This window comes from Deltaproteobacteria bacterium (assembly GCA_016213065.1).
In the GTDB taxonomy this organism is placed as follows: domain Bacteria; phylum UBA10199; class UBA10199; order SPLOWO2-01-44-7; family SPLOWO2-01-44-7; genus JACRBV01.
Window position 1 is genome coordinate 1 of the sequence record JACRBV010000118.1, and the last position, 13725, is coordinate 13725.

Annotated in this window: 14 protein-coding genes; 12 read left to right on the forward strand and 2 right to left on the reverse strand. The window is 44.1% G+C overall.

The annotated features are described in order from the left end of the window. The 8 genes from HY877_06685 to HY877_06720 all read left to right on the forward strand — a co-directional run. Positions 1-584, forward strand: a 584-nt coding sequence (locus HY877_06685) for a hypothetical protein (protein ID MBI5299956.1), incomplete at its 5' end; no start/stop codon positions are given. Between the two features lie 3 nt (positions 585-587). Then, positions 588-1511: an NADH-quinone oxidoreductase subunit H gene (locus tag HY877_06690; GenBank protein ID MBI5299957.1), complete on the forward strand. Its 924-nt coding sequence runs from the start codon at positions 588-590 to the stop codon at positions 1509-1511. Between the two features lie 52 nt (positions 1512-1563). Then, the gene (locus tag HY877_06695) at positions 1564-2211 is read left to right on the forward strand and encodes a hypothetical protein (GenBank protein MBI5299958.1); all 648 of its coding nucleotides are present in this window, start codon (positions 1564-1566) and stop codon (positions 2209-2211) included. 3 nt (positions 2212-2214) lie between these two features. Further along, a complete protein-coding gene (locus HY877_06700) occupies positions 2215-3660 on the forward strand; it encodes a hydrogenase 4 subunit F (GenBank protein MBI5299959.1) in 1446 nt (481 codons plus the stop codon). After that, on the forward strand, positions 3657-5228 hold the full coding sequence (locus tag HY877_06705) for an NADH-quinone oxidoreductase subunit C (GenBank protein MBI5299960.1): 1572 nt from the start codon (positions 3657-3659) through the stop codon (positions 5226-5228). The genes HY877_06700 and HY877_06705 overlap by 4 nt, the downstream gene beginning before the upstream one ends. A 101-nt stretch (positions 5229-5329) precedes the next feature. After that, positions 5330-5476 (forward strand): hypothetical protein, encoded by a 147-nt coding sequence (locus HY877_06710; GenBank protein MBI5299961.1) that lies wholly within the window; start codon positions 5330-5332, stop codon positions 5474-5476. Between the two features lie 25 nt (positions 5477-5501). After that, entirely contained in the window at positions 5502-7160 is a 1659-nt protein-coding gene (locus HY877_06715) for a hypothetical protein (GenBank protein MBI5299962.1), read from the forward strand. Between the two features lie 22 nt (positions 7161-7182). Beyond that, on the forward strand, positions 7183-7548 hold the full coding sequence (locus HY877_06720) for a hypothetical protein (GenBank protein ID MBI5299963.1): 366 nt from the start codon (positions 7183-7185) through the stop codon (positions 7546-7548). Here the strand turns inward: HY877_06720 and recQ are convergent. Beyond that, positions 7531-9333, reverse strand: a complete 1803-nt coding sequence (recQ, locus tag HY877_06725) for a DNA helicase RecQ (protein ID MBI5299964.1) — start codon at positions 9331-9333, stop codon at positions 7531-7533. The two genes, HY877_06720 and recQ, sit on opposite strands and share 18 nt — an antisense overlap. A 75-nt stretch (positions 9334-9408) precedes the next feature. On the opposite strand from recQ, the gene HY877_06730 reads away from it, so the two are divergent. Together HY877_06730 and HY877_06735 are read left to right on the forward strand one after the other, a co-directional pair. After that, positions 9409-10602 carry a hypothetical protein gene (locus HY877_06730; protein ID MBI5299965.1) on the forward strand — a complete coding sequence of 398 codons (1194 nt, stop codon included), beginning with the start codon at positions 9409-9411 and terminating at the stop codon, positions 10600-10602. Between the two features lie 17 nt (positions 10603-10619). Beyond that, positions 10620-10796: a hypothetical protein gene (locus tag HY877_06735; protein ID MBI5299966.1), complete on the forward strand. Its 177-nt coding sequence runs from the start codon at positions 10620-10622 to the stop codon at positions 10794-10796. A gap of 73 nt (positions 10797-10869) precedes the next feature. Here the strand turns inward: HY877_06735 and HY877_06740 are convergent, their stop codons facing one another. Next, positions 10870-11226 carry an RNA-binding protein gene (locus tag HY877_06740; GenBank protein MBI5299967.1) on the reverse strand — a complete coding sequence of 119 codons (357 nt, stop codon included), beginning with the start codon at positions 11224-11226 and terminating at the stop codon, positions 10870-10872. Positions 11227-11425: 199 nt separating this feature from the next. On the opposite strand from HY877_06740, the gene HY877_06745 reads away from it, so the two are divergent. Continuing rightward, on the forward strand, positions 11426-12055 hold the full coding sequence (locus HY877_06745) for a histidine phosphatase family protein (protein ID MBI5299968.1): 630 nt from the start codon (positions 11426-11428) through the stop codon (positions 12053-12055). Next, a partial coding sequence (gene ligA, locus HY877_06750; GenBank protein MBI5299969.1) for an NAD-dependent DNA ligase LigA occupies positions 12049-13725 on the forward strand: 1677 nt, incomplete at its 3' end. The genes HY877_06745 and ligA, both read left to right, overlap by 7 nt.

Here is a 13725-nt window from a genome sequence, read left to right on the forward strand (position 1 = left end):
TATTGTGTCTTTTGTTTGGGATATTTTCCGGATATCTGACTTCTTTGCTTGAAAAAGTGGCAAGTGATTTTGGAATTTTTCGAAATGCTCCGCCTTTTACTTCCTTCTCTTCGGGACAAGGTCTGATGGTGGGCAACGGCTTTGCTTCTGTTTCCGCTCCGGCACTTTTTGCGCTTCTCATCGGCATGATTTTCATCGTGGTGGTTGTCATTCAATTCGCGGTTAACAAAAATCAAAAAATAAAAATTGGCGATACATGGAATTGTGGCACCGGTTTGACCCCGCGCATGGAAATAACCGCCACGGGATTTTCCCGGTCCATCATTCTTATTTTTAGAGGTGTGTTGAAACCCAGCATTCAGCATGAAGTGGAATATCATGATTCCGAAAGCCGGTATTTGCCGAAGTCTAGGACTGTTGTTTTGGGTGTACGCGATGTGTATCGGTCCTATTTTTATCAACCCTTGCAGAGTGCTGTTACCGTATTGTCTTTGTATGCAAAAAATATTCAAAGTGGAAATATCAACACTTATATATCCTATATTTTTATTGCATTGGTAACCGCGTTATTTTTCGCGTTATAAATTATGATGACTCTCATGTGGATAATTCAGTTCCTCTTTGTGCCAGTGGCATCGCCACTTTGCGTCGGTATTATCAAGAAAATAAAAGCCAAGTTTCAAAATCGCAAGGGAGCGAGCATTTTTCAACCGTACAAAGATTTGTGGAAGCTTTTGCATAAAGACGAAGTGGTGAGCAAAGACGCCTCATGGATTTTCAAATGCGCGCCATTTATTGTTTTTGCGGTAACACTTGTTGCGGCCACGGGTATTCCGCTCTTTGCCTCCTTTATTAAAAATACTTTTACCAGCGACCTGCTGGTCCTTGTTTATACACTTTCTGTGGGTACGTTCTTTTTGGCGCTGGCTGGTATGGATACCGGCAGTGCCTTTGGTGGATTTGGTGCGAGCCGGGAGATGACGGTCTCCGCTCTTGCCGAGGGAGGTTTGATCTTTTCACTGTTAACGATTGCGCTTGTGAGCGGCACAACCAATTTGTTCGCAATTTCCGGCGCCGGCCTATCCGGCCAGTTTCACTCTTTTCTTTCCGTGGCGCTGGCGTTTGTCGGTTTTTTTATTGTGATGCTTGCCGAGACATCCCGTTTTCCCTTTGATAATCCGGCAACTCATCTGGAATTGACGATGATTCACGAAGCGATGATTTTGGAATGTTCGGGAAAAAAACTGGCACTCATGGAATGGGCCTCGGCTAATAAACTTTTTATTTTCGCCGCATTGGGGGTAAATCTCTTTTTTCCATGGGGTATGGCGCGAAGCCCGGATGCAAACGCGATATTTGTGGGCGTCATTGCTTTTGTAGCAAAGGTTTTTATTTTTTGTGCGGCGATTGCCATTATTGAATCCAGCATGGCAAAGTTCCGGTTTTTTCGACTGCCGGATCTTTTAATGATCTCTTTTATTTTAAATGTCGTGGCGATTAGCCTCATTTGATAACCCCCCTCTCCCTCGAGGGGAGAGGGTTAGGGAGAGGGTGACCATAAATATGAATGCTTTATTGGCAAAACTTTTGTTGGAAACATTTTTTCTGACCCTTGTTTTTTTTCACATTACGAAAAAAAATTTCGGGGTGGCGATAGCCTACGGAGTTCAATCGCTTATAATCGTGGTGATCTTGTTCTATTCCTTTTTTGAAATGGGTAATCCATCTCTGCTCTTTATCGCTTTGGTTGCGTTGGCCGTTAAAGTCATTTTGGCGCCGCTATTTTTCATCCGATTGATTAAAAGACACGCGTTAAAATTTTCTGTAAGCACCTACCTCAATACGCCGCTTGCATTGATAATAATCGGCATGCTTACCGCCGCGGCGCACTCCCGGAAATTTCTGCCGCTTACGGGTATCAGTCCCTCTAATCAGGCATTGCTGTCGTTGGCGCTTTCCATCATGTTTGTTTCGCTTTTTTTAATTATTAATCGCAAGGGAGCGCTCTCCCAAATCATCGGCATTCTTTCTTTTGAAAACAGCATTGTTGTTTTCGCCGCACTGGCCGGTCTTGAACAGTCGCCCAGTCTGCAGATTGCCATACTATTTAACATTTTTGTGTGGCTCATTATTGCAACCGTTTTTGTATCCAAGATCTACAGACATTTTGGATCGCTGGATGTGACTTCCATGAAGCATTTGAAAGATTAAAATATGGAATTACTATTTATCATCACCTTTTTTGTTATGGCGTCCTTAATAGGTCTTCTGGCCAGACAGAGAGAGGTTATTGAGATTGCCTCGATTATTGCTTCCGTTGTTGCCTTTGTAGGTTCCATTCTTGTTGCGTTTAAGGTTGCTTCTTCGGGAACCTATACACCGTTTTTATTTTTTTCCGTGGATGCGCTCGGGGCGATTGTACTGCTCATCATTGCTTTTGCGGGGCTCGCAACGTCTGCCTATTCCATTCCGTATCTTCGTCAGGAAACAGCCAAGAATATTATCGGGTTCATTAAGGTGAAACAGTATTTTGTTTTGCTAAATCTTTTTCTTGCGGCAATGGTTTTAGCTATTTCGGCCAGCAGTCCGATATTCACATGGATTTCCATTGAGGCTACAACGCTTTCCACCGCGTTTCTTATCAGTTTTTACGGCAAATCATCGGCTATTGAAGCGGCTTGGAAATATTTGATTATTAACTCCATTGGTTTGCTATTGGGATTTTTGGGGACGCTTTTGTATTTTACCTCTGCTGGTTCATTGGATGAAAATGGGTTTGCCAGCTGGCAGTGGCTTACGGTAAACGCCGCTCATTTGGATCCATCCATTGCCAAAATTGCTTTTATCTTTGTATTGATCGGTTACGGTACAAAAGTCGGTCTTGCGCCCATGCACACCTGGTTACCGGATGCTCACAGCAAAGCTCCCGCACCAGTCAGTGCGCTACTTTCCGGCGTTCTATTAAACGTAGCGCTAGCTGTTGTCCTGCGATTTAAAATCATCACTGAAATAACGGCTGACAGGCATTTTACCCAAAGTTTATTAATTATTTTCGGTTTGCTTTCTATTTTTATTGCCGCGTTGATTATCTTAACCCAAAAAAATTATAAGCGGCTGTTGGCTTATTCAAGCATTGAAAATATGGGTATTATGGCGCTTGGGTTTGGATTTGGTGGTTTGGGTGTTTTTGGCGCTGTCCTTCACATGATTTATCATGCTCTGGTAAAATCAGCTTTATTTTTATCGGCGGGAACTGTATTTTTAAAATACGGTTCAACAAAAATTGCCAAGATCAGTGGAATGCTGACGGCGTTGCCTGTTACCAGTATATTTTTCCTAATGGGTTTTTTGGCCATTACCGGTACCCCTCCATTTGGCATATTTTTCAGCAAAGTGTTCATTATTTCCGCAGGCATAAAAACCTATCCCGCGGTTGGTGTGCTGGCTTTATTTTTGATGGTCATTTTGTTTATTGGATTTTTTAAACATATGAGCGCCATGGTCTTCGGCAAGAAACCCGCTGAAATTGAAACCGGCAACGAAAATGTCTGGCTTATTATTCCACCCATCGTGCTTCTCCTTGTTTTTGTTTGTCTGAGTTTTTTTATCCCGGGTTTTTTGCGCACATTGATTGATAGTGTTACAGCGAGTTATTCATGATGATGGAAAATATAAAAAAATATATTCCAAAGAATTCAAAAGTTGATTTTTGCAACAATGTCGCTTTTTTTGAAGCGTCCGTTTTGGAAATCAGAGAAATTGTCAAAGATTTGCACAGAAATAAAAATCTTTCGCTGAAACTCATTACCGCTACAGATGAGAGAGAAGAACAGGGGTATTTTAAGATATGGTATGTGTTTGGTGTTTTAAAAGAGAATGCGTTTATCATTCCTTTCATCCAGTTAAAAAATACGGAAGAATTTCCTTCGATGGTTTCCTCCATCCATGCCGTTTGGAATCATGAAAAGAAAATACAAACTTTTTTTGGACTTTCTCCGGTTGGACATCCCGATCCCCGGCCGATTCTTCTGCATGAAAATTGGCCCGCGCAGGTTTTTCCATTAAGAAAAGATTTCGACTGGAAAACCAGACCCGAAGAGGCTCAAGCGACATATCTTTTTCAGAAGGTCGCGGGCGAGGGCATTTATGAAATACCGGTAGGTCCAATTCATGCAGGCATTATTGAGCCCGGACATTTCCGGTTTAGTGTTGCCGGAGAAAAAATTGTGTTTTTGGAACCGCGTCTTGGTTTTACCCATAAGGGAAGCGAAAAATTATTTGAAGTTCTCCCGATTCCTTCAAAAATTCGTCTTTCAGAAAAAATATCCGGTGACAGTTCGTTTAGTCATTCGCTGGCTTTTTGTCAGGCTGTTGAACAACTCATGGAGATCAAGGTGCCAACACGCGCACTTTATTTGCGCGTTATTTACGCAGAACTGGAACGTTTGGCAAATCACTTCGGCGATATCGGTATGATTATGCTCGACACAGGTTTTAATTTCGGCGGCGCGCAGGGAGCGCGTCTCAGGGAAATGACGATGCAAATAAATGAACGGCTTACGGGAAGCCGGTTTTTGCGCGGGGTCAACAAAGTGGGTGGAGTTGCGAAGGACATTGCGATCACGGAAAAAAGCAGATTGTCCGACGAACTCTCAAAAATAGACAAAGATTTTTGCGAAATAATTGCGGTGGAGGAAAATAGTACATCATTATTGAATCGTCTGAAAGGTACCGGTGTTCTCTTACAAAAGGTTGGCAGGGATCGCGGTGTTGTAGGCGTGGCCGCAAAAGCGGTCGGCATTCAAATCGATGGGCGTTTTGATTTTCCGTATGCGGCCTACGACCAACTAAGTCTGGGCGAGATTAAAACAGAGCAGGATGGCGATGTCGCCGCGCGCATGAGTGTTCGTATCAAGGAAGTGCGCTCATCCATCGAGATAATCCAGCAGGCTTTGCGTAAAATTCCGGAGGGACCTATCGGTGCGTCTGTTGAAAACACACCGTTGAAAAAGAACGCCCTCGCCGTCAGTCTTGTTGAGGGATGGCGCGGCGAAATCGTTTATTTTCTCACAACAGACGTGTTTGGAAATATCAGTCGAGTTGTTCCCAATGATCCTTCCTTTGTGAATTGGACTGTGCTTGGGACTGTCAGCTTTGATAATATCGTCCCCGATTTTCCACTGATCAATAAAAGTTTCAATCTGTCCTATTCAGGAAATGATTTGTAGACGGATAATGTTTTTTATAAAAAATTCATCAAAGAGAACTTGTTTTAAAATGGAATCTTTCGTATAAACCCACTCCATTAACTTACATAAAAGGAGGTTCTGTGAAAAAAATATTTTTTCTGTGTCTGGCGTTAACAACCATTAGCTTTATTGGTTGCGGCACCCCCGGAAATCCATCATCGGGTACAACAGGTGCAGGCACGGGAACGACCACCAATGGGGGAACTGTTTCCGGAAGTGGTAATTAATTCAAATAAACTTTAAGGGGGATCTATGAAGAAAAAAATGTTTTCGAGAAAAAGTTTTTTGCTCATTGCGATCTGTTTTGTTTCCTTTCTAACTTCTTCAGCGTGGGGTGCTTTGACAACAGGGGCGACATATTCCGTTGTGTTATCCAAGGTCAATAGCGACGGTTCCACGACCGATGTGACTTCAACGACCGCCGTAGCCGATTCCAACGGTAAGATTAGTTTTAGTTTTTCAAGTATTCCAACAAATAGTGACGCCAATTTTTTGGCGGTGACAGTCAAAGGACCCACTGCGGATGCATCGGGAAGGGCAACTCCAGACACTCAAAATACCATTGTTCGTCAAGGGCTTTCACCAGCCCCGTCGCCGGGTGTTACCAATCTGACAGGTGTTAACGACATGTCTTATACGCAGTCTCAAGCCCTGTTGCAGGGATTTTCGGCAGGGGGAAGCGCCGATCCTGTCTTCGCCGCTTTTGGATTGATGCTTCTGCGCGTTGCCAACATGTCCGCCTCGGATATCAGCAACATTGCCTCCGGTGGGAGAGCCGCCATTTTGGGGACGGGAGGACTGGTTGACTTTATACAGACCAATGGTGTGACTGCCGCGCAGATGACCACCTTCAAACAAAAATTGGTCTACAATAAGCCGGGCAAACTGGATTTTTCCGATTTCACATCAAAATACAAAGACGCTGTTGATAATTCGACTACTGCAACCACCAATTTAGCCGAAGCCGCCAGCATGATGGCCGATATTTTCATTGATGCCGCCAATGCCGCCGGAATTGATCTCGATTTGATTATGGCAGGAATGGATGCCGCAGGAGGTATTGCTGAAAGCAATGCCAATTTGCTGGCCGTTTCCACAACAACAAGCTCCTCCATGAATCAGTCGGTCAACTCCTTTATGACACGCATTGCGGCAACAAAGGTCAAACAAATTTATAGCGATGCGTTAACCACACTTTCCGCTACGGGCAGTCAAGTAACAAGATTTAACACGGGTGTTTCCAATATGGTCACAAGTTTTTCAGCTATCGACAGTACTTATGGAAAATATTATGAGAACCCCGTTGCCAATCCGATGACAGCGACCATTCAGGCGGCGATCAATGCCGCGTACCAAACAGGTTTTAACACTTTTATGTCCGACATTGCATCGACCAATGCGGAAATTACGACAATGAAATCGGCGGTGGCATCGGCCTTTGGGATCACGGTTGGACAGTTGCCGGCGGGCTATGGTACCTACACGAATGAAACGGGTACAGTGGTCAACTTTCCCATACCGCAGGCGGTTTCTCAAACTTGGGTTGCCAACAACATTCAAGCAACAGGAGGATCATTAACCTACACGCGGGATACTTTGGAAATTCCTTCCAATATGCAATCGTGGCTTCCGGCCAGAAACGATTATGTCGCTCAGGGATTCCCCGCTTCCTTCGCGGCATTGTTGGGATTGCAGGAAGACGTAATGATTATTCAAAGCACCAAATTTAATCTTTTTAGCGGAGGAACTCAACCTACGTTGGCGCAGAAACAGGCGGCAGAGTTGCTCTACCATCAACGTCTGGATGCGCGGGCCGCGGCGTTGGGTGGAACAACAAACGGAAGCACGGCGATTTCATCGGCACAAAAAGATGCTTTAGTTTTGATGTCACTACAACCAAGCTTGCATTAAATTGCAACCGAAGGAGAAAAGGATGAAAAAAATTTTTGTATTGTCTTTGGCCCTCATGGGCTTTTTTGTTGTCTCTGCCGGGCAGGTTTCGGCTTGTCCGCCAAAGGATGATGGTCATCCCCATTCCTTCATGATTCTTGAACATGCCAAGGAACTGGGTTTGTCCAAAAAACAAAAGTCGCAAATTGAAAAAATGCAGAAAGATTTGTCGAAAGATATAAAAGATCTCGGACAAAAATATGATGAGAAAGTCAACGGTGTTTTGACGCCGGAACAACAGAAGAAATATGAAAACATGCAACCATCAAGTAGCTGTGGACAGCACAAAATGGGTCACCACAAAGGTTGCAAAAAAGAAGGTGGTTCCTGCTCAATGAAAAAGAAGTAAGTATTGCTTAATGAGCTTGATGAAAATTTCGGCGTAGGCTTCCCGTTTTTTTTCTCCAATGCCGTAGACAGAAGCAAAAGATTGTTGAGTGACAGGACGTATGCGTGCCATCTCCCGTAACGTCCTATCGCCAAAAATAATAAACGCGGGAACTCTTTTTTCCATGGCAAGTTCTTTTCTTTTTTTGCGCAATATCTCAAACAACTTCGAATCGACCGCTTCCCATTCTTTTTCCTTTGCTCTTTTTTGTTTCTGCGCGATTTCTTTCTTTTTCCCCGCCGCCAAGACAGGTTTGGCAAGAACCGGCGTCAACTCACCGCGCAGTATTTGCCACCCCGATGGAGTCACCGAAAGGGTTGCGTGTTCCGGTTCCCGTTTAAGAAAATTTTGACCGAGAAGTTGTTCTATCAGGGAGCGAATAAAAGAAACCGGTTTGTCACTAATCAGTCCAAAGGTTGATAAAGACTGGTGTCCCCAGCGTTCTATGTTTTCAGTGGGTGTCCCTTTCAACACACGCGCAACGTGATCGGCGCCAAAGCGCTCTTTGACGCGCAGAACACAGGAAATAATTTTTTGGGCAACAATGAGCCCATCTTCTATTTGTTCAATTTCTCCCAAACAGTAATCACAGGATTTGCAAGAGGGCTCCGGATAAATTTGTCCGAAATACTGGACCAGTGCTTTATGGCGGCACTGCGGTTGTGTGCAAAATCGGTAAAGTTTATTTAATTTTTCCGTCATGACGGCTTCATTTTTTGATCCCTTCAGCAAATAAGTCCACGTCCCGAAATCGGCTCCGCTGTAAAACAGATAGCAGAAGGAGGGGAGACCGTCCCGTCCCGCGCGCCCCGTTTCTTGCTGATAATGCTCCAAACTTTTTGGCATGGCGGCGTGGATGACAAAGCGGATATTGGAACGGTCGATCCCCATGCCAAAGGCGATTGTGGCGACAACAATATCAACTTCTTCTCTGGCGAACTGTTCATGGTGATCCTTCCGTTTCTCATCCGATAAACCCGCATGATACGGAACATTCTTTATTCCAAGATCATTGAGTTGGCCGGAAAGTTCATCCACATCGGCACGTCTGAGACAGTAAATGATTCCCGGTTCTTGCTTGTGTTTGTCGAGGATGTTGGTGATTTGGCGGACAAAGTTGGATCGGGGATATATCCGGAAAGTCAGGTTGGATCGTTCCACGGAGGCGATTGTGATGCGCGGGTTGTTCAGTTTGAGCAATTTTAATATGTCGCCTTGTACTGCTTCTGTGGCCGTTGCTGTAAAAGCATGAATGCCGATTCCTTTGAAAGTTTCTTTGAGCATTCCGAGCTTGAGGTAGTCCTCACGGAAATCATGTCCCCATTCGCTAATGCAGTGGGCTTCGTCGATCACAAAAAAGGAAAGAGGAATGGAGCCGAGCAGTCGAAGCGTTGCTGGAGTATTTAAACGCTCCGGTGCGAGATATAAAAGTTTCAATTCGCCACCGAGGATTTTTTCAACAACCCTGTTTTGCTCTTCCGGCGTCATGCTGGAGTTCAGATAGTCCGCGGCAATCCCCATTTCCTTCAGCGCATCAACCTGATCTTTCATGAGAGAGATCAGAGGGGAAATCACGACAGCCATTCCTTTTTTGAGGAGAGACGGAATTTGAAAACAGAGCGACTTGCCTCCTCCGGTGGGGAGAACAGTCAAAGTATCTTGTCCGTTGAGAAGCGCCTGAATTGTTTCTTCCTGAAAAGGTCGAAAGGCCGTGTAACCCCAGTATTTTTTTAAAATTTCTTTCACGGAATGCACTCATACCCCATACACCATCTTTTTTCATCCTTTTTTAGGATGATGGACTGTGTTAGTCACACCAATATGAATTTGAAGCGTTTTTTATTTTTTCTGTTGTGCCTATTGTTTGCCGCACCGGCTTTGGCGGCCCCTATTGACGGAGGTTACGACAATGGTCTTTACATCCAAACACCGGATCAAAAATACCGTCTCAAATTTAATCTTCAGCTCCAGCCACAATATCAGTTTTTGTCAATTGACCGGCAGGGGAATACAAACACTTTTCAGATTCGTCGCGCCAAAGTTTTTTTTCTCGGGAATGCCTTCAAAAAAGAGCTAACATATCAATTTGATCTAGATTTGATAAATGGACAAACCTTTGAAGTTTCTCCTTCACAACGTTATGCGGGTCCCGCTCTCTCGGATGGTTTTGTCAATTATCAGTTTTCTGATGCCTTTAAAATCAGAGTGGGGCAGTTCAAAGTTTATTTCAGTCGTGAAGAGCTGGCCTATACCAGCCATTTGCAGTTTGTGGATCTTTCACTGACGAATGAAGTGTTCAGCTTGCATCGGGATCTTGGTCTTGCCCTGCATGGTGCCGTGGTCGATAAAAAACTGGAATACGCAGTTTATATTATGAATGACGGGAGCAATCGCAATTCCGCCAACAAAAATAACGCCTTTCTTTATGGAGGACGTTTTCTTTGGAACGTAATGGGAAAATCGACCAATGAAATGGGAGACATTAATTATTCCGAAAGTGATATTGCCCATTCAGAACATCCTCAGTTGGCTTTGGCCATTGCCACAAATTATAACAAAGTGCGTCCCACGCAGACGGTAGCGGATAACAAAGTGATGTCAACCACCGGCGATGTGAATTTCCGCTATAGCGGGTTTTCGTTTTTGGGAATTGGCTATCACACGGGGAATTTATCGGCAGGGACCAATACGTTTGGTTTTCTGGGACAAGCGGGGTATTTTTTGATTCCAAAACATCTTGAACTGGCCACTCGTTACGGAGGAGTGCTCGAAACCAGTTCCACCGTAACAAACGGTTATGAATTTGGTACGGACCTGAATTATTATTTTTACGGTCATAAATTAAAACTTCAGGCGGATTATAACCTTCTCATCAATAGTCCTTTGACCTATGGTGCGGGTGGAGCTTCGGGTGTTGCCTTGCCTAACAATATTGTGGTAACGGGAGGGAATGCCGGTTTTCATCAGGGGCAGAAGGATCAACAAGCGAGAATTCAGGGACAATTATATTTTTAATCATCCAAGGAGGCATCATGTCGATAGCAGAAGAATCAGAATTTAAGGGAAATCCGGTTTTAATTTTGAAAAACGATCCGGAAGATCGTTATCCTTTCACATTCGGTGTGAAAAAAGCCAAACTGATGCTGGAGCATATTGAAGACATCAAACAGTTTGTGGCCAAAAACGATAAACCAAAGCAGGATAAATAGTGATATAAAAAAGGCACTCCCCGCCTTCGCGAGGAGTGCCTTAGCAATATAGCGTTAATTATATTGTTTTGATCTACCAGCGATTGAAGCCGCCTTTTCCTTTGGAACGGCCGCCTCTTTCACCACCTCTTTCGCCACCACGACCGCGACCGCCAAATCCACCACCACCGGGTCTGCGTTCTTCCAGGGGACGGGCTTCATTTACGACGATCTGCCTTGTTCCCACTGTGGTATTGTTGAGTTTTTCAATGGCAACTTGTGCCTCTGCATCGGTAGCAAATTCAACGAAACCGAAACCTTTGGAACGGCCACTAAATTTGTCAATGATGACCGTGGCTGTTTCAATTTGACCATGCGGCGTGAACAATTCACGGAGTTGGTCTTCCGTCACTTCGAAGGGGAGATTCCCCACATACAGTTTTTTTCCCATCTTTTTCTCCTTTGCTCAAATAAAAAACCGCAAAGCGTTAATTTCTTTGCGGTCTTTATTCGGCTTTACATTGCGTTCTCTTCACTCTTTCGCTTAAGTGCTTCTTGTACTTCTGGTAAAAATGGTTTCATATCCACCCCCATTAGTCAACGGTTTATTTCGTTCTTGATTATGCGGGGGCTTTTTTAGATAAGGCACCATGACAATGGATCTATTATTAGTACGACATGGGCAGACCGACTGGAATCCCCAGCAAAAAATTATGGGGCCTCACCCCATTCCCCTGAATCAAACCGGGATTCAACAGGCTCAAAATTTGCGGGATTGGCTTAAAGGTGTTCCCATTCATGCCGTTTATTCAAGTCCTATGGCACGCGCTGTTGAAACAGCCTCTATTATTATTGAAGGACGAAAAAATCTGCAGGTGATGCCGGAAAAAGGGGTGGCGGAAATTGATTATGGCAAATGGATTGGGATGACTTTTGGCGATGTCGAAAAAAAATATAACAAGGAATATTATGATTACCGTTTTCGGGCCTCCACGGTGAAAGTGCCCGGTGGGGAAGCGGTGGTGGATGTTCAGAAAAGATGCGTTGCCGCTATCGAGAAAATGCGGGCAAATCATGTTGGAGAAAAGGTGCTGGTTGTTTCGCATGCCGATGTGCTCAAAGCCATTATCATTCACTATCTGGGTGTTTCTCTTGACCATCTTCAGTGTGTAGGGTCTGACAATGGCTCTTTGGCCGTTTATCGTTTTGGCACCGATTGGGGAGACCGTCTCATGGCTCTCAATTATTTTGGTGACATGCGAAAAATCCTTTCATGGTAATGCGTAAATTGACCGTTAAAAAATTGGAAGAAGAGGTCCTTAAGCATAATGCTCTTTATTTTGTCAAACATGCCCCGGAAATTTCAGACGCGGAATTCGACCAGTTAGTAAGAGAACTTAAAAAAAGAAAACCTGATTCTTCGGTTCTGAAGAAAATCGGTTCTGATATTTCCAAAGCGAGTAAAACGGTAATTCATGAAGTGTCCATGCTTTCTTTGGATAAGTGTTACAACGAAAAAGAAATTAAAAATTGGCTTGATAAATTTGAGGGCAATGTGTTGGCGTCTCCAAAGATCGATGGATGTGCGGTGGCGCTCCGATATGGTTCTGATGGAAGACTTGCGATGGCCGCCACACGGGGATCCGGGGTTGAAGGAGAAGTCATCACGGCCAATGTGAAATATATTTCAGACATTCCTCAAAAAATAAAACTTAACAATGTGGAAGTGCGGGGCGAAGTTTACATGCCCTTGTCAGTTTTCAAAAAATTCCGTTCAACTTTTGCAAATCCGCGCAATCTTGCGGCGGGAGCTATCAAACAAAAGGACCCCAAAAAAACCGGAGAGTATTGCCTTTCTTTCTTTGCCTATGATCTGCTTCATTCATCCGCCAAAACGGAGCAGGAAAAAAGAAAACTGCTGGCAAAAGAAAAATTTCCCGAGGTAGATGCAAAACTTGTATCAAAAAATGAAATCCAAAAAATTTTCGATAATTATTTTGAGAAAAGTGATCAGTGGGATTATGAAACCGACGGAGTGGTTTACAAGGTTGATTCTGTTTCGGAGCAGGAACGTCTGGGTGCAACGGCGCATCACCCGCGTTACGCGATCGCCTACAAGTTTCAGGGAGATTTTGGCGAAACAATGTTACGCGATGTTTTTTGGAGTGTCTCCCGCACCGGAACGATTACACCGGTTGGAATTGTGGATCCGGTTGTTTTGTCCGGTGCCACCGTTACGCGCGTTTCACTTCACAATTTCGGTTTGATGAAAAAGATGGGGGTAACGATTCCCGCCAAGGTTTTGATGGTGCGCCGCGGCGGAGTGATTCCCAATCTTGAAAAAGTCATCGAAGGAAAAGGAAAGCCGATCACAGCCCCAAAACATTGTCCTTCGTGTGGTTCCGCGGTGGAACTGCGCGACGATTTTTTATTCTGTAGTAATCCAAAAAAATGTTCGGTGAGTAAGGTTGGCGAACTCGATCATTTTGTAAAAGTGGTGGGGATTGATTATTTCGGTAAAAAATTACTTAAGCAGTTGTATGATAAAAAAATTGTCGAAGACCCTTCCGATTTTTATACCCTAAAGATAGAGAATCTTCTTACGTTGGAAAGAATGGGGGAAACTCTTGCCACGAAATTGGTTGAAAATATTCGAGGCAAAAAAGAATTACCTTTGGAAATTTTTCTAAGGGCTTTGGGTATTCCGGAGTTGGGAAAACATGTCGCCAAAATTTTGGCCGGATTTGAAACACTTGAAAAAGTTTTGAAAGTAACGCGGGAAGAGTTGACGGCCATTCACGGCATTGGAGACAAAATTGCCGAAATGGTAGTGGAGGGATTCAAAGACAAAAGGGTATTGATTGATGCGCTTTTGAAACAGGTGAAAGTTCAAAAGGGGGGTTTCAAAAAAGAGGGGGGACTCCTTGCCGGAAAATCCTTCCTTTTTACA